Below are 20,628 nucleotides of genomic sequence, written 5' to 3' on the forward strand. Positions count from 1 at the left end.
CACGTTTTTTGCCAGCCGGCCGGCCGCAGCTCCTTCCTTTCTTCGACATGAGAGACAGGCACATGGAACAACTCGAACAGACCGGACTATTGATCGGCGGCGCGCTGATCGCAGGCGAAGGCGAACTGGAAGACATCCTGAATCCCGCCACCGGCGAGACCATCGCGCGGGTGGCCGAAGCATCGATCGACCAGGTGCAGGCAGCGGTTGCCGCGGCGCGCCAGGCGTTCCCCGCATGGGCGAAGACCGTGCCGAAGGATCGCGCGACGTTGCTGCTCAAGCTCGCTGACGCAATCGAAGCGCGCGCCACCGAATTCGCAAGGCTCGAATCGCTGAACTGCGGCAAGCCGTATGTCGGCGCACTCAGCGATGAAATTCCCGCAGTCGCCGATGTGTTTCGCTTCTTTGCAGGAGCCTGTCGCACGCAGCACGGTCAGCTTGCCGGTGAATATTTGCCGGGTTATACCAGCATGGTGCGACGCGATCCGCTCGGTGTGGTGGCCTCGATCGCGCCGTGGAACTACCCACTGATGATGGCCGCCTGGAAGATCGCCCCAGCCATCGCAGCGGGCAACACTGTTGTGCTGAAGCCGTCCGAGCAAACCCCGCTCACCACACTCAAGCTCGCCGAACTTATCACCGCGATCTTTCCGCCGGGCGTGGTCAACGTCGTGACCGGGCGCGGCGACACGGTCGGCGCGCCGCTGATCTCGCAGCCGGACGTGCGAATGATCTCGATCACGGGCGACGTATCGACGGGACAGAAAGTGCTCGAGGCCGCGTCGCGCACCGTGAAGCGCACGCATCTCGAGCTGGGTGGCAAGGCACCGGTCATCGTGTTCGATGATGCCGATCTGCAGCAGGTGGTCGACGGGTTGCGCACGTTCGGCTACTACAACGCAGGGCAGGACTGCACGGCGGCGTGCCGCGTGTATGCCGGGCCGAAGATCTACGAGAAGCTCGTCGCGGACCTGTCGAGCGCGGTGAGCACGATCCGCTTCGGCGAGCAGCACAGCGAAGGTGTGGAGATGGGACCGCTGATCTCGGAGCGCCAGCGCAGCCGCGTCGCGAGTTTCGTCGAGCGTGCGGCGAGCCAGAGTCATATCGAAGTGACCGCGGGCGGCAAGGCCGCCGGGTCGCGCGGGTTCTTCTACGAACCCACGGTGATCGCCGGAGCGTTACAGGCCGATGAGATCGTGCGGCGCGAAGTGTTCGGCCCGGTCGTGTCGGTGACGCGCTTCGACGACCCCGCGCAGGCGATCGACTGGGCCAACGATTCCGACTTCGGTCTCGCCAGTTCGGTCTGGACCCGCGACGTGAGCCGCGCGTTCAAGGTCGCCGCCGAACTGCAATACGGTTGCACCTGGATCAACTCGCATTTCATGCTGGTGAGCGAGATGCCGCACGGCGGCATGAAACGCTCCGGCTACGGCAAGGACATGTCGGTGTATGCGCTCGAAGACTATACGTGCGCGCGTCATGTGATGGCGAAGTTCGAGTAGTGCCGTAGTGCCGGGTCACGTAGTGGTAGTGGTAGTGGTAGTGGCCTTTGGTTCATCCATCTTGGTAGTCCAACCGATCACGAGGTAAATCATGGAACCTCTGCAGCAGGGCGACGCGCCAGGCGCGCTCGACCACGACGCCAGGCAACTGCAAAGAATGGGCTACAAGCAGGAACTGTCGCGCAGGATGGGCGGTTTTTCCAATTTCGCGATTTCGTTTTCGATCATCTGCATACTCGCGGGCGGTATTACCGCGTTTCCGCAGGCACTGAGTGCGGCGGGCGGCGCATCGGTGGGGATCGGCTGGCCGCTTGGCGCTCTCTTTGCCGGCGTCGTGGCGGCCGCGATGGCGCAGATCGCGTCGTCGTACCCGACGGCGGGCGGGCTGTATCACTGGAGCTCGATTCTCGGTAACAAGGGCTGGGGCTGGGCGACTGCGTGGTTCAACCTGCTCGGGTTGATCTTCGTCGTCGCATCGGTGAATTTCGGCGTCTACGATCCGTTCTTCAAGACGCTCGTGGCGCCGCTCTTCGGCATCAATCCCGACTCGCTGACGTTCTGGCATCAGACCGCTTTCATTGCCGTGATCACGTTTAGCCAGGCGTGGCTCAATCACAGCGGTATCAAGATCACGACGCTGCTCACCGACATTTCCGGCTATCTGATCTTTGCGATCGCGGTGATTCTCACGCTGGCGCTGCTCGGTTTTTCGAAGACGCCGTTCGATTTCGGGCGGCTCGTCGACTTCACCAACTACACCGGCTTCGACGGCGGTGCGTGGCCGAAAGAAGGCATGGTCTCGGCGTTCCTGTCCGGTCTGCTGCTGACCGTCTATACGATCACCGGCTTCGATGCGTCCGCGCACACCTCGGAGGAAACCCACGACGCGGCGCGCAATGTACCGAAAGGGATGTTGCGCTCGGTAGGCTGGTCCGCGCTCTTTGGCTACATCATGGTCTGCGCATTCCTGCTGGTGATGCCCGACATCAAGGAAGGCGTGAAGGCCGGCGGCGGCTTTTTCAACGCGCTGCTCGGCACGCTGCCGACGTGGCTGCGCGTGCCGCTCGGCATCGGCATCTTTCTGTCGAACTACCTGTGCGGTCTCGCGTGTCTGACCTCGTGTTCGCGCATGATGTATGCGTTTGCGCGCGACGGCGGCTTGCCGGCATCGCGTGCATTGCGTCGCGTCAACGATACGCATCGCACGCCGGGCACGGCGATCTGGGTGTCGGCGGTGCTGGCCATCGCGGTGACGCTGTACGGCGATGCGTTCGCGGTGCTGTCGACGGGCAGCGCGGTGTTTCTCTACGTGTCGTATGTGATGCCAGTGGCCGCCGGGCTCAGCGCGGAAGGCCGCACGTGGGTGCACAAGGGGCCGTTCAATCTCGGCGTCTGGTCGAAACCGGTGGCGCTGCTAGCGGTGCTCGGCGGGGCCGTGCTGGTGTACGTCGGCATCCAGCCGCCTAACGAGAAGGTGCTGTATATCAGCTTCGCGCTGGTGGTGGCGATGGCGGTGTGCTGGTATGGGCTTGGCGTGCGCTCGCGCTTTACGGGGCCGCCTGAAGTGAAGGAGGAACTGCCCGCCGATGTCGAGGCAGCGGGGTCCTGAAGTGAGGCTATGAGGACTGTCGACACGCGCTGCCATTGGCAGCGCGGTTTCATTCCGGCACTGCGATGTCGCCGTCGACCAGTTGCCGCCCGTAGGTCTCGGCAAAACTGATTGCGCTTTCCGCGTCCGCGCACAACGGCATGTCCGCGCAGCCGCGAAACGGATAGATCACGCGTTTGTCGGACAGGCGGATTACTTTTAGCGTCGGAATGGAACCGCTCGACGTGCGTCTGTACGACGCAGCCACCGCGTAATCGTCGCGGCTGCGCTCACGGTGCTGCATGGGCGGCTCCTGTTCTGGTGTCGCGGCGAGTTTCGCTGGGCAGCGCGAACCTCAACATATGTCGTGGACCGATTGCCCGTCCACTTCGCCGTCGATCAGCCGCTCGGCGTACGCGGTCGACGCCTTGCGCGCCTCGCCCGCCGACAAGAACGGTGTCTGCTGCGGAATCGGGTACACACGGCTCGCGGTCTGCGAATCGTCGTCGCCGCGGCGGCATATCTTCACGGCGGCGTCGAAGCCCGCAGCGTAGTCATACGATCCGGTCGCGCCGCGCGGCGTGTGAGGGTAGACGAGTGGATGGATCTCGAGACCTCGGTAGGTTCTGACAGTGTCGTTCATGATGAAGTCCAGGGTTAGCGCTGCCGCCTTCAATGAACGGGCGGCTTGACAGGGCGGCGCGGGCGGACGGCGCACGGATCGGTCAGGCGGCACGTGCCGCGGGTTACGCAACGAACCCGCTATCGCGCAGCGCAGGGATTGAATCGGCGGCCAGGAGACCGGGCTGTCGGACTGTCGCTTCCTCTGGAAACGAACCGGGATGAACGGGGTAGGGGAAGAGGATTTCGGCGTGCCGCGCGCAATCGCGACAGGGCGGGAATCGACACTCATACGACGTAAAAGTCGAAGCGATGCACGGAGTGTACCACCCGGCCAGGAGCGGGTTTTGCTTATCGGAGCGACTGCTTGCCGCGTTTTACGGCATGGCCGCGCTTCCTTGTCGGCGCATGCTCGTGTGCCCCGAGCGTGCCGGCGTTCTGTTTGCGCAGTCGGCGTCGGGCGGCCCGCATTCCTTCATGCGGCCGTTTGAGCGACGCGTGCGCGTGTCCCATTGCGTGCCCCATCAACTGGACGATGCCGCGGGTCGAGACGCTCGCGGGCAGCGACGCGATGCGGCTGACCGGAAACCAGCCGCAGCGTTCGATCTCGTTGGCGGGCTTCGGGATGGCGTCGCCCGGCAGCGTCGCAACAAACACGTAGTGCCGGGTGCGGATGCCGCCGAACTGGAACAGATAGGTCACGTTCGTCGCATGCAGCGACGTTTCCTCGCGCAGTTCGCGCAGCGCGGCATCGCGCAGCGTTTCACCAGGCTTGACCCTGCCGCCCGGCAACGCCCAGCGGCTCAATGTCCGCGCGACCAGCAGCACATGGCCGGCCTCGTGACAGATCACCGTCGCTCTATGCTTGATTGCCATTTTGTCCGGCGTGTTGGGTGTCTTTGCACTTCCTGTGCCTGCATCGGGTAGTTGAACGTCGCGAACCTCATGCTCATGGCGCGGTCCATAACGGGGTCGACGGAGTCACGCACAGTCCGCATACTCCGCTATCGATGATATCGGGGAAACCGAGTGTACCCAACCGGTTGCGGACGAATCGAAAACAGACTTCAATGCGATAACTCTTTATTAAAGGAAACAAGACCATGCGTCGACGTCAATTCATCGCGGGCAGCAGTGCAATTCTTGCAACGGGCGGGCTTGCGCTGACGGGTTGTACGACTACGTCGCTGAGCGCGCGCGACGGCACGAGCGAAGACACCGCGAAGCGCGCGACGATCAACACGGGGATCGACTCCACGCTCGCGCGTCTCTACAACTCGGTCAACGGCTCGCGCGAACTGATCGGCAAGGCGCGCGGCGTGCTCGTGTTCCCCTCGGTGATTGCGGCCGGCTTCTGGATCGGCGGGCAATACGGCGAGGGCGCGCTGCGCGTGGACGGCCGCACGACGAGCTACTACACCACGGTGGGCGGGTCGTTTGGTTTGCAGATCGGCGCGCAGTCGAAAGCGATCATCTTCGCGTTCATGAACCAGGAAGCGCTCGATCGTTTCCTGCAAAGCCAGGGCTGGGCAGCAGGTGCCGATGCGACGGTCGCCGTCGTGAAGGTCGGTGCGAACGGCAACATCGATACGTCGACGGCAGCCAGTCCGGTCGAGGCATTCGTGTTGACCAACGCAGGGCTGATGGCCGGCATCTCGCTCGAAGGGACCAAGATCTCGCGGCTCGTCATCTAAAAACACGTGCGATGGGACCGCGAGGGAAGATCCTCGCGGCTGGCGGTTCATGGCTTCCGATGACGAGGACACCGGCTCACCGACACCTGTCGCACCACCGCTGAGGGAGCGGGCGACGCCCCCACCGCACGCTGAAAACCTACTGCTGTGCGTGTAGCGTGGCGCGGTCGGCGGCCTTGAGCTTGAGGATCGCGTCCCGCGCGGACGGGTCGAGGTCCTGCTCGGCAACGCTCGTCTTTAGTGCCACGACCTGGGCCTGCTGACCTTCATTGAGGTCGGCTTCGAGTTCGCCGATGCGACGGTTGTACCAGTTGACCACACAGGTCTTGTCCTTGCAGTTGTGCTGACGCCATTGCCACTGGTTCACGCGGTCCGCTTCGAGCGCATCGCGGTCGGGTGTCGCATCCTTCGCGCGTTGATAGACGGTGGCGAGTTTGTCGTCGAGCGACGACAGCGTCGGGTCGCCGCACACGAGCCGTTCGGAACTCGACGCATTCTTCGGGCACTGAAAGCTCGCCGCCTGTGCGAGCGTGGCGTAGCTGCCCGCCGACAGCGCCGCCAGCAGCACCGCGGCGCCGAGAGAATGTCGGGCGAGGCGTGCTTGCCCGGTGGTGTCGATAAGGGTTTTCGTCCTCATGCTGATCGCTCCGTTTAGGGGTTTAAAGGCCGCTTCAAGTAATTCGATCCGGCTGGCCGGGTGAGGCCTCTGCATGGCATCGACGTGTGGCTCCAGCGTTGTCAGTGGCAGGTGATGGTGCAGGCGATACTGCTCACGGCCGCTACCGCTCCGACCGCGCTGCCCGCGAGGAACGTCTGCCAGGACGTGGCGCAGCCCTGCATGTTCAGCAGGGAAACGATGAATAAAACAACGATGGATCGCCGCATGTCCTGAAGCCCGCAGAGAGTGCCTTCGATACGTCGAGCGCTGCGCGATGCAGCGTCGCTCGATCACGTCCGGATCGAATTATCGTTATGCCGCTGCGATGGAATGGGGGGAACAGCGTGGGATGTCTGGCGGGGCTTACGGGGTGTTGCGGGGTGGAAGGAATGGGGCGCGGGTAAGGGTGTGAAAAGCGGGTGTGAAAGGCGGGTGTGAAAGGCGGGTGTGAAAGGCGGGTGTGAAAGACGCCGACCGTTATCCCGCGCGCACAGCGCTACCGACAGGCCGCCCGGCCAGTCGACGCCTGAAGTAGCGGTTCAACGGCTCCGCATAGAACCGCGCGATCGCCGCGGCCAGCACAGCCGCGAGCGCGAAAAACAGCGCCATCAGAACCAGCTTGTCGTTACCTGCCGTCTGGTGCGGTGGATAGACGGTGCGCAGCGCCCCGAGCGCGATCAGATGGAACAGGTACAGCTCGTAGCTGTGGCGCCCAAACCAGGCAGGCAGTGCGGCGGCCCACACACGCGGGTCCAGGCGGTTGCGCACAGCAGCCGGCTCGTCGAGCGAACCGAGCATCAGCACGGCGGTGCCGAGCGCCATCGCGGTCACACCGAACACATGGGTTTCGCCGATCGGCCCGGACAGGTACAGCGCCACCATGCCCACCAGCGCGACGAGGCGCAGCAAGTACGCATGACTGCGTTGCAGAACGATGCGCGCGTCGAGCAGCGCGGCACAGCAGCCAATCGCGATGCCGTCGAACGATGCAAAGTAGGCGTAGAGAAAACCCGCCTCGTCGCCGCGATGCGCGAAGCGGTACAGCGGCCCGACGATCACGATCAGCGTCCAGAACACGAACAGCGCTTTCTCGCGGCGTAACAGCAGGCACAGCAGCGGGAACGACAGGTAAAACACTTCCTCCACCGAAAGCGACCACAGCACGCCGAGCGCGTAGTTGAACCAGCCGTGATGTGCGATCAGCACGTTCATCCAGAACGTCAGCGACGCGAAGTTCACGAGCCAGAACGACAGCATGTCGCCGTTCTCGGGCCGGTTCTGGAAGATCTCGATGCCCGCGAACGCGAGCAGGTTGACGGTGACGAGCAACAGTACGAGGCAGGGCAGGATGCGCGCCGCGCGCAGCGTGTAAAACGTGCGCGCGTCGACATTGCGCAACGACGACCAGCGACGCAACGCATTCGACGTGATCAGGAAACCCGACACGACGAAGAACGCGGTGACGCCGTAGTTGCCGTTGCGCGCGACGGCGCGTACCGCATCCCAGCCGAAGGTGCTCGCAAGCCAGGTATCGCGCAACGGGTACGCGATGTTGAAGTGATGGAACAGCACGACGAGGATGGCGATGCCCCGGGTGATGTCGATCTGCTGACTGCGTCGGTTGTTGCTCATGCGGCGGTTCGCCATCGAAGAAGAACGGACACGGCGTCGTCGGATCGACCACGCCAGCGCCGGAGTTTATCGGCTTTCCGCCCGCCGTTGGGCTCAATGCGCATAACCGTTCAAAGCCGCGCGGCATATCTCTCATCGCGCTAGAACGAACTCGCCGAGGTTCTTTTTCCTGTCACCATTTATCTTGAAACTCCTTGACAAAGGTCTGGCGCGGCACTAATTTACGCGTCTTAAACAACAATGATTCTCATTTGCACCAAGCCGCATAGCGGCAGGTCATGAGAATGCATGAGTTTTCCGGGCTAACCGGCCCGCCTCGTTTCCGTCGCGCGGCATAGTCGATGAGAAGCTGAATGATACTTATTTCGCATAGCATTTCGCACATTTACGGAGCGTTCGAATGAGCTGGGGTGACGAGAACACCAATTTTCACGTCGTGATCAACGACGAAGAGCAGTACTCGATCTGGCCGGACTACAAGGCCATCCCGGCCGGCTGGCGCGAAGCGGGCAAGTCGGGCAAGAAGGACGAATGCCTCGCGTGGATCGACGAGGTGTGGACTGACATGCGTCCGCTCAGCCTGCGCCAGGCAATGGCCGAGAGCGATGCGAACCCCGCCGCCCGTTCGGGATCGCCGGCGGCCTGACCGATGACTGTTACCGTTGGACCGTCCGCCGTGACGCCGTCCGTTACGTTGATCTGTCTCGCGCACGCCGGCGGCAGCATTGCGCTGTATCGCGAATGGCAGCGGCGTCTGCCGTCGTCGGTGCGCGTGCATACGCTCGAATTGCCGGGCCGCGGCGCCCGCCGCATGTTGCCCGCTCATACCGAATGGCCTGCATTGATCGACCAGCTCTGCGCGGATCTGCGCGGGCACGTCGATACGGCGCGTCCGTTCGCGGTATTCGGTCACAGCATGGGCGCGCTCGTCGGACTCGAACTGATTCACGCGCTGCGCCAGCGTGACGGCTGTTCGCCGGTGTGGTTCGGTGCGTCCGCCACGGTCGCGCCGCTGCGGCGCAAGACCGAAACGCACTGGATCGATGCGCCGCACGACCTCATGGTCGACATGCTGCACAAGCGCGGCGGCACGCCCGCCGAGCTGCTCGCCGACCGCGATTTCCTCGACCTCGTGATGCCGGCGATGCGCGCGGATTTCCATCTGTGCGGGCTGCATCCGCGGCATGTGGCGCAGGCCGCGCGCGCGCCGCTCGACTGTCCGGTGTCGGTGCTGATCGGTCGCGACGATAGAGCGACCGCCAATGCCGACGACGTCGCGGCCTGGTCGCACGAAACGCGCGGCCCGTGCACGACGCACACGTTCGACGGCGGCCACTTCTATCTCGACGACACGCCGGACCGGGTCCTCGCGTGCGTTGCCACTTCTCTCGCGGGCGCGCTTGCGCCACCGATTCACGTCACGCCTGCGCAACCGACCAAAGGCGAAGCATGGATGCATTGATCAGCAATGATGTGCTCGGCGAAAGCGTGCTCGAGCAAAACGGCACCCGCGTACTGGTGGTGAGCGCGAAGGAGCGCATCAGCCTCGACACCTGCCTGCCGCAGATCCACGCCATCGCCGCACGGGCGAAGCCGGTTTACGGCGGCGTGTTGCTGCGCGGCTTCGACGCACTCGGCGCGGGCGGCCTCGACCGCTTCGTCGCGAGTTTCGGCTCGCCGCTGCTTACGTACGAATTCGGCTCGACGCCGCGCAGCCGTGTCGAGAAGGGCGTGTATTCGTCGACCGAGTATCCAGCCGATCAATGGATCGACCAGCACAACGAGCAGTCGTACACGCGCAAGTGGCCCGCGACGATCTGGTTCTACTGCGAAATCGCGGCAGAGCAGGGCGGGGCCACGCCGATCGCCGATAGCCGCAAGGTGTACGAGCGGCTCGATCCCGCGCTGCGGCGTCTGTTCGCCGAACGCGGCGTGATGTACGTGCGCAATTACGGCAACGGACTCGATCTGCCGTGGGAGCAGGTGTTCGGCACCGACGATCGCGACGAGGTCGAAGCGTATTGCCGCGTGCACCGGATCGACCTCGAATGGCTCGACGACGGCGACGCGCTGCGCACGAAGCAGGTGTGCCAGTCGGAGCTGCGTCATCCGGTGACGGGCGAAACGGTCTGGTTCAACCAGGCGCATCTGTTCCACATTTCGAATCTGCCGCTGACTTTGCGCGAAACCCTGCTCGATGTGGTCGATGAAGACCGCCTGCCGCGTAACACGTATTTCGGCGACGGCACGCCGATCGACCTCGCATTGCTCGACGAAATCCGCGCGGTGTATCGCGACACGATGCTGTCGTTCGACTGGCAGCCCGCCGACGCGCTGCTGCTCGACAACATGTTGATGTCGCATGGCCGCGCGCCGTTCTCGGGCAAGCGGCGCGTGCTGGTCGCGATGACCGGCTGACCGCCGTCGCGCGACGCGCCCCGGATGCCGTACGCGCCGCGCCCCCATTCACTTCCGTATGCCTCCTACGCCAGGACCCCAGCAAAAGGATCGACCGATCATGACGCAATCACTGCCACCGCTCTTTGCCTTCTCGCCATTCGACGGGCAGAGCGAACACTACGTCTCGCTCATCAAGCAGTTCTCCGCCGCGCATGCGTTCCGCAGCGCGACTGTCGACGAACTGCTGCTCGACGACGACTACCATCGTCGCCCGCTGCGTCCCGAGGACTTCGAGTTCCTGAAGTTCATGAAGCCGGTGCGGCCGCATAACGTGAGCCGCCTGCCGGCGCTCGCGTCGAACCGCACCCTGCTGTCGATTTACGAGCTCGACGTGATGCGTCTGCCGCGCAGCGGCGAGCCCGCCGAATGGCAGCACTTCTCCGACTTCTATCGCGACGACACCAAAGTGCTCGGCGCGCAGATCGCGCCGTTCCTCGAAGCGTATGCGTTCGAATACCTGGCCGAAGGCGTCGATGGGACCGAAGACGTGTCGTCGGCAAGCGCACGCCTTGCGCAGATCGTCGACGACGAAACCGCGTTCTGGAGCGAAACCTTCGGCCGGCTGATGCGCAACGACTACCTCGAGGAAGGCTTGCGCTTCATCATGGTTCAGCGCTGGGCGCTCGCGCTGTCGAAGCGTCGTGCGGTCGCGCAGGCCGCGGCGAGCGGTTTCTTCGACATGCTGCCGCCGCAAGAGCGGCCGTCGCTCACGGGCGATCTGCCCGACGACGCGCTGCTCGAACGGGTTGCCGCCGCCTGTGGCGTGACGCGCCAGCAGCATGCGTACTGGCAGTTCTATCTGCCGACCAGCATGGCGAAATGCAACCTGCTGTATGCGCTCGCGCGCCGGCCGGACCGCGCGTTCGGTTTCATCGGCGCGGTGTTTGCGGCCGAAGCCGAATGGGTCGCGTTCGGTCTCGCGCTGGAACGGGCGTGCGCGCATCTGCAACCGGCCGCGCGCCAGCCCGCTGATGCCGCCGCACGCAAGGCCGAACTGGTCGCGCGTTTCGCGAACGCGCAGCGGCGCATCGCCGAGCGCTTCGGCGCGGCCGCGTCGGGTCAATGTGTGCAGGGCGCGATTGCCGGACAGCGACTGGCGGAGCGCGGCCGCTGGGATCTCGGCGAACAGCTACGCTGGTTGTCGTCGATTCGCCGCTACGTCGAATTCGCGCAGCGCATCAGCACGCGCATCGATGCCGAGTGTCCCGACATCGATCGCGAAACCTTCATCGAGCCGCACGAAATGTGTTCGACGACGCACGTGCACAACGATCACCGGCTCGTCACGATCCAGGAAGGCGAGATGCTGTTCTGGGGCAACGTCGGCATGCAGTTGAAGATGAACCAGGGCGACATGGTGCTGATTCCCGATGGCCGGCTGCACGGGTCGACGGTGGTGTCGGGCGAATGTACGTATCACCAGCCGATCATTCCGGACGACTGGGTTCAGGCGCTCGTCGCCGAACTCGAGCAGCCCGCGGAAGCGGCTGCCTGAAGCTTTGTGAACGAGGCGCTACGCCGCCTCTCTCCGATGCGCCTCGACAGAAGGCGCCGGTTCTCCCCACAGGTGCTGTATCGACTGCCCCAGCCGAGTGCGCGGGGCCCTATGCATGCGCGCGGCGCATGCGTAACCGTTGGCTGAGAACGAGAGAGATGACGATGGAATCAAGCAATGTCGGCGTGACGAATTTCGACGGCTTCGTGGCCGAAGACTGGAAAAGCCGCATCATCGACGGCCGCGCGACCGGTGCCGCGGTGACGCTGCCCGCGTGGCTCGACGCGTCGTACGAGACGCTGCGCGAACAGGTAATGCATCCGGAGTACCCGTGTTTCTTCGGCACGATGGCGGAAAAACGCGGCGAGATGTTCTACGCGTTCGTGAACGGCAAGGACATCGGCACGCTGCCCGCGACGATGCAGACGTTCGCCGAACTCGCGTCGCTGCCGCAGTACCGGAAGAACAACATCGCGGTGTTTTTCGAGCCGGACGCGCAGCCGCTCACGCATGACACGTATCACGATCTGTTCTGGAACATCCTGCAGACCCTGCATAACGTCGACCCGGACCCGAGCGCCGCGGACCAGCCCGAACCGTCGCACGAAGACTGGGAGTTTTCGTTCGCGGGCGTGCAGATGTTCGTCGTGTGCGCATGCCCGTCGTTCAACGAGCGGCACAGCCGCAATCTTGGGCCGGGCATGGTGCTGCTGTTTCAGCCGCGTAGCGTGTTCGTCGATACGATCACGAACAAGGTGATCGGCCGCGAGGCGCGCAACCAGGTGCGCAAGCGCCTCGAGACGTGGGATGACGTGTCCGCGCATCCGGACCTCGGCTTCTACGGCGATCCGGGCAACCTCGAGTGGAAGCAGTACTTCCTCTCCGACGACAACACCGCTGCCGCCGATCGTTGTCCGTTTTTGCGCAGGCAGAAAGACGCCGTTGTTCCTGCGACGGCGCAGGTATCGCAGGTTCCGCACGTGCCTCATGCGCAGCCGGTGCTACAGGTGCCGCAGGTTCACACCTCGCACGCCGCACACGCCGCGCAGCCGCTGCATGGCCACCGCGACACGCCGCATCTGCCGCATGCCCATCCGCACCCGCATGCCCACGCTCATGCGCAACAGTCCGCCGAAGCCGAGGCGAGCCACGCACCCGGCACGTCGTGGCGGCCGGTGGTGTCCGGCGAGCGCGCGGGTGTGTTCGAACATGGCGATGCGCGGCGCGCTGCCGAGCGGCCTCACGCAGGTGCTCTCGACAGGCACGACGGCAACAACGACGAATAGGACGTAGCGGTCATTTCGTCACGTGAAAAACGCGTCCCCACGGCTCGACGGTCACTGTAAATAAGAATGATTGTCATTGTCGTGAACGCATCGTTTCGTTACCATTGGCGCTCTTGAGAAGCTTTTTAGCGTCACGTAGTCGCAGCACATAAAGGAATTTCATGTCCCTGCTCTGGTATCTGGTCCGCCATTCACGCTGGGTGCTGGTGGTCGCACTGCTGACCAGTCTTGTCAGCGGCTTCGGCAACGCGGCACTGCTGGCGCTGATCAACCAGGCGCTCAGCGCACCCGCCGACAGCATCACCAGACTCGGTTTGCAGTTTCTGGTGATCGGGATTGTCGTGCTCGTTACGCGCACGCTGTCGGCGACGCTCTTCATGTACCTCGGTCAGAAAGCGAAGGCGACACTGCGCATGCACACGATCCACCGCCTCGGTGAAGCGTCGTTTCCGCATCTGGAGAAGCAGGGTGCGGCGAAGTCGCTCGCGATCCTTACGCAGGATCTCGACCAGATCGTCATTTTCTTCACGAGCATGCCGACGCTGGCCATGCAAAGCGCGGTGATCCTCGGCTGTCTCGTGTATCTCGGCTACCTGTCGTGGCCGATCCTCATTGCCGCTATCGTGACGATCTTCATCGGCGCGCTCGGTTTTCGCCTTGTGAATGCGCGCGGTATGTTCCATCTGCGCGCGTCGCGGCGTCGCGAGGACGACCTCGTCAAGTATTTCCGCGCGCTGTTCGACGGTGCAAAGGAACTGAAGCTGCATCGTGCGCGCAAGCAGGCCTTCATCGACGACACGCTCGCGACCAACGTCGAAGCCGTGCGCGTGCAGCGTACGCGTGGCTACGTGCTGTACGCGGCCGCGGCAAGCTGGGGCAGTTTCGTGCTGTTCGCGTTCATCGGCATTACGATCTTCGTGCTTGCGCGGCGTTTCGTGCCGGTCGATCTGCACGTGATGTCCGGCTACGCGATCGTCTTCGTCTACATGATTGCGCCGATCGACGGCGTGCTCTCGGCGATTCCGAACATCGGGTCCGCGCGCGTGGCACTCGAGCGCATCGAGCAGGTCAACGCGGAACTGCCGATCGAACAGACGCTCGACGCCGCACCGGCCACTTCATTCGACAGCATTGCGCTCGAAGGCGCCACGCACAGCTACTTCCGCGAAAAGGAAAACGAGGTCTTCACGCTCGGCCCGATCAACCTGGCGTTCCGTCCTGGCGAACTCGTGTATCTGATCGGCGGCAACGGCAGCGGCAAGACCACGCTCGCGAAAATGCTGGTCGGCCTGTATGTGCCGGAAAGCGGGCAGGTGCTGCTGAACGGCAAGCCGGTCGACGAAGCGCATCGCGACATCTATCGTCAGCATTTCTCGGTCGTGTTCAACGACTTCTATCTGTTCGACAACCTGCTCGGCATGCGCGTGGACGGACTCGATCAGCACGCGCAGCAACTGCTGCGGGAGCTGCAGCTCGATCACAAGGTCACGGTGAAGGACGGCGCGTTTTCGACGATCGATCTCTCGCAAGGTCAGCGCAAGCGGCTCGCGTTGCTGGTCGCGTATCTCGAGAACCGGCCGTTCTACGTGTTCGACGAATGGGCCGCCGACCAGGACCCGCTGTTCAAGGAAGTGTTCTACAAGCGCCTGCTGCCCGAACTGCAGGCGAAGGGCAAGACGGTCCTCGTCATCACCCACGACGACCGCTACTTCCATCTCGCCGACCGCTATATCAAGCTCGATTTCGGTCAGGTGGTCGAACAGGGAAGCGGCAGCGAACTGCAGGCGGCAGGCCACCACGGTGCCACGCAATCGCATGCCGGGCACGGCGCGTTTGCTGCGCCTGAAGCTGCGACCTGAAGCCCCCACCCGAACGAATTCATCATGAACGCAAACCCATCGCTGCTCGAAGCCGACGCAGTCGTCACCGAAACAGGCGTCGCGACTGCCGTGCCGATGTACGAACTCGACGACGTGTCGTTCCGGGTGGGCGAGCGCACGTTGCTGCATCCGCTCACGCTCACGCTGCCGACGCAGCGTGTGTGCGGCCTGATCGGCCACAACGGCTCCGGTAAATCCACCTTGCTCAAGCTGCTTGCGCGCCAGCAGGAACCGGCGAGCGGCACCGTGCGCTTCGGCGGACGTTCGCTGCGCGAATGGGACAACCGCGCGTTCGCGCGCAAGGTCGCGTATCTGCCGCAGCAGCCGCCGGCCGCCGAAGGCATGACCGTGCGCGAACTGGTCGCGCTCGGGCGCTACCCGTGGCATGGCGCGCTCGGTCGCTTCACGGGGCGCGACAGCGAGAAGGTGCACGAAGCGATGCAGCTCACCGACCTCTTGCGCTTCGCGGATCGCACCGTCGACAGTCTGTCGGGCGGCGAGCGGCAGCGCGCATGGATCGCGATGCTGGTCGCGCAGGACAGCGAATGCCTGCTGCTCGACGAACCGATTTCGGCGCTCGACATCGCGCATCAGATCGAAGTGCTCGATCTCGTGCGCAATCTGAGCCAGCAGCGCGGCCTCGGTGTCGTGGTCGTGCTGCACGACATCAACATGGCCGGCCGCTTCTGCGACGATCTGATCGCGTTGAAAGGCGGCAGCCTGCTCGCGAGCGGCACGACCGCCCAGTTGATCGAGGGCGAGACGCTCGGTGCGATCTATGGTGTGCCGATGGGTACCGTGCCGCATCCGCGCGGCGGCCTGCCGATCAGTTTCGCGTACTGATATCTGCTTCACGCGGGCGCTGGTCTACCCGCTTCTGTTGTACCTGCTGCATCAGGCGTTTCAAAGAAGACGCCGTTTTTCTCCCCACAACTTGAGCGATTGAGCGCCCGCCACCCTCTGCGGTGGCCGGGGCGCGCTATTTCCTGTCGCCTTCGCCGTTCTGCCGCAGATGCGAGGAACGGCCGCGACGGTCGACGAACACGAGGAGAGAACGATGTCACTGATCGACATGCAGCGCCGGCAGGCCAGTGGGGCCGGCACGCAGTGCGCGGTCCGCAAGGCCGGCTGTGCGTCGGCGAACGATGCTGTGACGCCTCGCATGAAGGAGCGTGTGCTGTGAACCAGACAGTCCTGCTGGGCGACGTTCATCCGCTGACTGCCGTGCAACGCGAAATCTGGTTCGACCAGGCCGTGCACGGCAACGCGCCGATCTACAAGATCGGCGGCTATGCGCAGATCGACGGTCCCATCGACGCAGCGCGTTTCGAGCGCGCGGTGAATCTGCTCGTGCAGGCGCACGACACGCTGCGCCTCGTGCTCGTACCCGGTCGCGACGAAGACGGTGTGCCGCAGCAGGCGATTGCGAAGGCGGTCACCGTCCGTGTGCCGTTGCACGATTTCTCGTCCGCCGCCGATCCGCACGCCGCCGCCCGCGCCTGGGCCGCGCAGCGACTGGCCACGCCGTTTCCGCTGAACGGCGAGCCGCTCTTCTGTTTCGAGCTGGCGAAGCTGGGCGACGCGTGTTTCTGTCTCGTGCTGAATTTCCATCACCTGATCGTCGACGGCTGGGCGATCGAGCTGCTCACCGGTTCGCTCGCGGAGATCTACAGCGCGCTCGAAGCGAACGAGGTCCCCACACTGGACACTCCGTCCTACGTCGAATTCATCGAACACGATCTTGCGCTGCGCACTTCGCCACAATTCGAACGGCACCGTGCGTACTGGCTCGACAAGTATCGTTCGGTACCCGATCCGCTTTTCGAGCCGCGCTACCGCGAACGCTTCAACGGCTTGACCGCGCCGGCCGGCTATCACACGCTGGCGCTGCCGCGTGCGTTCTACGAGCGCATCATTGCGCTCGCTCGCAACTGCGAATCGACACCGTTCCATGTGATGCTCGGCGTGCTGTACGTTTATTTTTCGCGCACGGCGCAGCGTGACGATTTTGCTGTCGGCGTGCCGGTCCTGAATCGCCCCACCGCCAGAATGAAACTGACGGCCGGCATGTTCACGGGTGTGAGCCCGGTGCGTTTGCAGTTCGACGGCGCGCTGCGCTTTGACGAGCTGCTGCGCTCGATCGCCCAGGTGCTCAAGCAGGACTACCGGCATCAGCGGTTTCCCGTGAGCGAGCTGAACCGGTCGCTCGGCCTGCGACAGTCGCAGCGCGCCCAGGTGTTCGACCTGTCTGTCTCGTACGAACGCGATGACCACGATCTGCGCTTCGGCAGCAGCGGGGCGAATGGCTACCGGTGTTCGAACGGCCACGAGCAGTTGCCGCTCGCATTGAATATCCGCGAGAACCGCTTCGATGAGCAGGCGTGGATCCATTTCACGTATAACCGCGCGTACTTCGAGCGCGGCGAAATCGAAGCGCTCGGCGCGCGGTTCGAACATCTGTTGCACCAGGTGCTCGACGATCCGCGCGTGGCGCTTGCCTCGCTCGCGTTGCCGACACCGGCCGAATCCGGTCAGCTCAAGCAGTGGAACGCCGAGGCCGCGGACTTGCCGCAGGACGAACTGTTGCACCGCCTGTTCGAGGCGCGTGTAGCCGAAGCACCGGATGCCATCGCGCTCGGGCACGAAGGTCGCCACCTGACGTATGCCGAACTGAATGCGCAGGCCAACCGCATCGCGCACAAGCTGATTGCGCGCGGTGTGCAGCCGGACAGCCGCGTGGCGATCTGCGTGGAACGCAGTCCGACGATGGTCGCGGCACTGCTCGGCATCCTGAAGGCGGGCGCCGCCTATGTCCCGCTGGACCCGGCGTACCCGGCCGAACGGCTCGCCTATACGTTGCGCGACAGCGCGCCGGTGGCCGTGCTCGTGCAACGCGATACACGTGACTTGCTCGGCGAACAGGCGGTACCGGCGATCGACCTCGATGCGGACATTTCCGGCGACGCGCCCACGCATAACCCCGTCGTCCCTGGCCTGACCGCTGAGCATCTCGCTTACGTGATCTATACGTCGGGCTCGACGGGGCAGCCCAAGGGCGTGATGGTCGAGCATCGCAACGTGGCGAATCTGCTGCATTCGATGCGGCAGGCACTGCGCCCCGAGGTACCCGCGCGCATGGTCGCGTTGACGACGCTCGCGTTCGACATTGCCGGGCTCGAACTCTTCCTGCCGCTCGTCAGCGGCACGCAAATCGTTCTGCTCGATCGCGCCACCGCGCTGGACCCGTTTGCGCTCGACACAGCAATCCGCGAAAGCGGCGCGACGATCATGCAGGCGACGCCGGCGACCTGGCGGATGCTGCTCGACAGCGGCTGGTCCGGTGCGCCGGAGTTGAAGGCGCTGTGCGGTGGCGAAGCATTGCCCGGCGAACTGGCGCAGCGCCTGTTGCCGAAGGTGGCATCGTTGTGGAACGTGTATGGCCCGACCGAAACGACGATCTGGTCGACCTCGGCGCTGGTGAATTCGCGGCACGTCGACACGCACGCATCGGCGCCGATCGGGCGGCCGATAGCGAACACGCAGATCTATGTTCTCGACGGCGCGGGCCAGCAGGTGCCGGTGGGCGTGTCGGGCGAGCTGTATATCGGCGGAGCAGGGGTCGCGCGCGGCTATTTCAACCGCGACGATCTGACGGCGGAGCGGTTCCTCATGGACCCGTTCAGCGACGCACCCGGTGCGCGGATGTACCGCACGGGCGATCTGGCGCGCTTCCTGCCGGACGGCAACATCGAGTACCTGGGGCGCAACGATCACCAGGTGAAGCTGCGCGGGTTCCGCATCGAGCTGGGCGAGATCGAGGCACGGCTGTCGCGTTACGACGGTGTGCGCGAGGCCGTCGTGATCGCGCGCGAGGATACCGCGGGCGATAAGCGACTCGTGGCGTACTACACGGTGGCGGAACAACCGACGCACAACACAACGGCCGCAACGCCCGTCGACGCCGAACGCCTGCGTACGCATGCAGGCGCCGTGTTGCCCGAATATATGGTGCCGTCGGCGTATGTGAAGCTCGCCGCATTCCCGCTGACACCGAACGGCAAGCTCGACCGCCGCGCGCTGCCGGCGCCGGAAGGCGACGCTTATGCGGCTCGTCGTTACGAGGCGCCGCACGGTGAAACCGAACAGGCACTCGCCGACGTCTGGTCGCAGTTGCTCGGCGTGGCGCAGGTGAGCCGGACCGACAGCTTCTTCCAGCTTGGCGGTCACTCGCTGCTCGCGTTGAAGGTCGTATCGCGACTGCGGCAGCGTCTGTCGCGCGACGTGCCGCCCGATCTGCTGTTCAGACATCCGACGCTCAGCGCATTCGCTGCGGCGCTCGATGCTACTTCGACTACTATTTCGCAAGAGCGCGCGCTGTCGGCACGCGGTCTGCGCGATGCGCCGTTGTCGTTGCCGCAGGAGCGTCTGTGGGTACTGTGGCGGCTCGATCCGGATAGCGCCGCGTACAACGTGTCGGGCGCACTCGAACTCGACGGCACGTTCGATGCGCAGGCCGCGCAACGCTCGATCGATGCGCTCGTGCAGCGTCACGGCATGTTGCGTACGCGCTTCGGTGAAATCGACGACGTACCGCGTCAACTGATCCTCGCACCGGAACGCAGCGCCGCTGCATGGCGCTGGGAAACGGTGGATCTACAGCAAGCCGATCGCGCGTCGCTCGCCACGCAGTTGCGCGTGCGGGCGCGCGAACCGTTCGATCTCGAACACGGTCCGCTATTGCGCGCCACGCTATTCGCTCTGGCGCCACAGCGTCACGTACTGCATTTCGTCATGCATCACATCGCGTCGGACGGCTGGTCCATCGACGTGCTGCTGCGCGAATTTGCCGCGGGCTATCGCGCGGCACGCCGCGGCGAAGCTGCCGATCTTCCGGTGCTGCCGGTCCAGTACGCCGACTACGCGGCCTGGCAGCGCGAGCGTTTTGACGGCGCGGGCAGCGCGTTGCTCGACGCGCAACTCGGCTACTGGCGCGAACGCCTCGCGGGTTTGTCGTCGGTGCTCGATCTGCCGACTGAACACGACCGCAGTCGCCCGTACGATGCGCGCGGCGCCCGTGTTGCGATGCGGATTCCCGCGCCGCTCGCGGCGCGTGCCGAAGCGCTCGCGCGCGAAGCGGGCGCGACGCTCTTCATGGTGCTGCTCGCCGCGCTCGACGTGCTGCTGTACCGCTACAGCGGCGCCACCGATGTGCCTGTCGCGGTACCGGTTGCCGGCCGCGACCGGCTCGAGACCGAAGGGCTGATCGGCTTCTTCGTCAACACGCTGGTGATGCGCACTTCACTCTCAGGTGCGCAACCGTTCGCCACGCTGCTCGATCAGGTGCGCGCGGACAGCATCGCTGCGCAGGCGAATCGCGACGTACCGTTCGATCGCATCGTTGCCGAATTGCAGCTCGAACGGCGCGCGTCCGGCAATCCGCTCGCGCAGGTGAAGTTCATGCTGCACGACGGTTTCGATGCATCGGTCGATCTGGACGGCGTGCAATGCCGCCTGCTCGATGCCGATGCAAGCGACGTGCGTTTCGAGCTGGCACTCGATGTGGCGCGCGGTCCGCACGGACTCGACTGCACGTTTACCTACGCAACCGGCGTGTACGACGAAGCGTTCATCGTGCAGTTTGCACAGCACTACGCCGACCTGCTCGTGCAGGCGGTCGACACGCCGCAGCGCGCACTCGGCGATTTCACGCTGCGCGATACGGAAGACGGCGACGAAGTCGTCGCCGACGCGTTGCCGGTGCCGAGCTTCGGCATGTCCTGACGTAACCCCCTTTTACTGTTGCCGCCGGGCG

General features: G+C 64.4%; 16 protein-coding genes and 1 pseudogene. 12 read left to right on the plus strand and 5 right to left on the minus strand.

Annotated features, from left to right (window positions below; genetic code table 11):
• The first annotated feature begins 62 nt into the window (after positions 1-62).
• Positions 63-1,502, plus strand: a complete 1,440-nt coding sequence (locus FNZ07_RS17485; RefSeq protein WP_091010405.1) for a gamma-aminobutyraldehyde dehydrogenase — start codon at positions 63-65, stop codon at positions 1,500-1,502.
• Positions 1,503-1,593: 91 nt separating this feature from the next.
• Complete coding sequence (locus tag FNZ07_RS17490) at positions 1,594-3,111, plus strand: amino acid permease (RefSeq protein WP_091010406.1); 1,518 nt, start codon at positions 1,594-1,596, stop codon at positions 3,109-3,111.
• Between the two features lie 49 nt (positions 3,112-3,160).
• On the opposite strand, the gene FNZ07_RS17495 is transcribed toward FNZ07_RS17490, so the two are convergent.
• The 3 genes from FNZ07_RS17495 to FNZ07_RS17505 all read right to left on the minus strand — a co-directional run bounded on the left by FNZ07_RS17495 (position 3,161) and on the right by FNZ07_RS17505 (position 4,587).
• Entirely contained in the window at positions 3,161-3,394 is a 234-nt protein-coding gene (locus FNZ07_RS17495) for a DUF6723 family protein (RefSeq protein ID WP_091010408.1), read from the minus strand.
• Positions 3,395-3,445: 51 nt separating this feature from the next.
• Positions 3,446-3,733 carry a hypothetical protein gene (locus FNZ07_RS17500; RefSeq protein WP_091010410.1) on the minus strand — a complete coding sequence of 96 codons (288 nt, stop codon included), beginning with the start codon at positions 3,731-3,733 and terminating at the stop codon, positions 3,446-3,448.
• A 329-nt stretch (positions 3,734-4,062) separates the two neighbouring features.
• Positions 4,063-4,587 (minus strand): NUDIX hydrolase, encoded by a 525-nt coding sequence (locus FNZ07_RS17505; RefSeq protein WP_091010413.1) that lies wholly within the window; start codon positions 4,585-4,587, stop codon positions 4,063-4,065.
• 227 nt (positions 4,588-4,814) lie between these two features.
• On the opposite strand from FNZ07_RS17505, the gene FNZ07_RS17510 reads away from it, so the two are divergent.
• Positions 4,815-5,405 (plus strand): BPSL1445 family SYLF domain-containing lipoprotein, encoded by a 591-nt coding sequence (locus tag FNZ07_RS17510; protein ID WP_091010414.1) that lies wholly within the window; start codon positions 4,815-4,817, stop codon positions 5,403-5,405.
• A gap of 139 nt (positions 5,406-5,544) precedes the next feature.
• Here FNZ07_RS17510 and FNZ07_RS17515 read toward each other — a convergent pair whose 3' ends face one another.
• Both FNZ07_RS17515 and FNZ07_RS17520 read right to left on the minus strand, forming a co-directional pair.
• Entirely contained in the window at positions 5,545-6,042 is a 498-nt protein-coding gene (locus FNZ07_RS17515; RefSeq protein ID WP_091010416.1) for a lysozyme inhibitor LprI family protein, read from the minus strand.
• Positions 6,043-6,540: 498 nt separating this feature from the next.
• Positions 6,541-7,695: an acyltransferase family protein gene (locus tag FNZ07_RS17520; RefSeq protein ID WP_091010922.1), complete on the minus strand. Its 1,155-nt coding sequence runs from the start codon at positions 7,693-7,695 to the stop codon at positions 6,541-6,543.
• Positions 7,696-8,095: 400 nt separating this feature from the next.
• Here FNZ07_RS17520 and FNZ07_RS17525 point away from each other — a divergent pair, with 400 nt between their 5' ends.
• The 9 genes and pseudogenes from FNZ07_RS17525 to FNZ07_RS17560 all read left to right on the plus strand — a co-directional run bounded on the left by FNZ07_RS17525 (position 8,096) and on the right by FNZ07_RS17560 (position 20,597).
• Positions 8,096-8,341, plus strand: coding sequence for an MbtH family protein (locus FNZ07_RS17525; RefSeq protein WP_091010421.1), 246 nt, complete (start codon positions 8,096-8,098; stop codon positions 8,339-8,341).
• A 3-nt stretch (positions 8,342-8,344) separates the two neighbouring features.
• On the plus strand, positions 8,345-9,157 hold the full coding sequence (locus tag FNZ07_RS17530) for a thioesterase II family protein (RefSeq protein WP_091010423.1): 813 nt from the start codon (positions 8,345-8,347) through the stop codon (positions 9,155-9,157).
• Positions 9,145-10,113 (plus strand): TauD/TfdA family dioxygenase, encoded by a 969-nt coding sequence (locus FNZ07_RS17535; RefSeq protein ID WP_091010425.1) that lies wholly within the window; start codon positions 9,145-9,147, stop codon positions 10,111-10,113. Before FNZ07_RS17530 ends, FNZ07_RS17535 begins: the two co-directional genes overlap by 13 nt.
• 100 nt (positions 10,114-10,213) lie before the next feature.
• Positions 10,214-11,650, plus strand: a complete 1,437-nt coding sequence (locus tag FNZ07_RS17540; protein WP_091010427.1) for a cupin domain-containing protein — start codon at positions 10,214-10,216, stop codon at positions 11,648-11,650.
• A 164-nt stretch (positions 11,651-11,814) separates the two neighbouring features.
• Positions 11,815-12,591 (plus strand): annotated as a pseudogene (locus FNZ07_RS17545) (YqcI/YcgG family protein); the annotation flags it as partial.
• A 506-nt stretch (positions 12,592-13,097) separates the two neighbouring features.
• Positions 13,098-14,795, plus strand: a complete 1,698-nt coding sequence (locus FNZ07_RS17550; RefSeq protein ID WP_091010429.1) for a cyclic peptide export ABC transporter — start codon at positions 13,098-13,100, stop codon at positions 14,793-14,795.
• A gap of 24 nt (positions 14,796-14,819) precedes the next feature.
• On the plus strand, positions 14,820-15,659 hold the full coding sequence (locus tag FNZ07_RS17555; RefSeq protein WP_091010431.1) for an ATP-binding cassette domain-containing protein: 840 nt from the start codon (positions 14,820-14,822) through the stop codon (positions 15,657-15,659).
• A 214-nt stretch (positions 15,660-15,873) separates the two neighbouring features.
• Positions 15,874-15,999 carry a hypothetical protein gene (locus FNZ07_RS34300; RefSeq protein WP_281250531.1) on the plus strand — a complete coding sequence of 42 codons (126 nt, stop codon included), beginning with the start codon at positions 15,874-15,876 and terminating at the stop codon, positions 15,997-15,999.
• On the plus strand, positions 15,996-20,597 hold the full coding sequence (locus FNZ07_RS17560) for a non-ribosomal peptide synthetase (protein ID WP_143098040.1): 4,602 nt from the start codon (positions 15,996-15,998) through the stop codon (positions 20,595-20,597). The genes FNZ07_RS34300 and FNZ07_RS17560 overlap by 4 nt, the downstream gene beginning before the upstream one ends.
• The last annotated feature ends 31 nt before the right edge of the window (positions 20,598-20,628 follow it).

This window comes from Paraburkholderia megapolitana, from assembly GCF_007556815.1.
Lineage (GTDB): Bacteria > Pseudomonadota > Gammaproteobacteria > Burkholderiales > Burkholderiaceae > Paraburkholderia > Paraburkholderia megapolitana.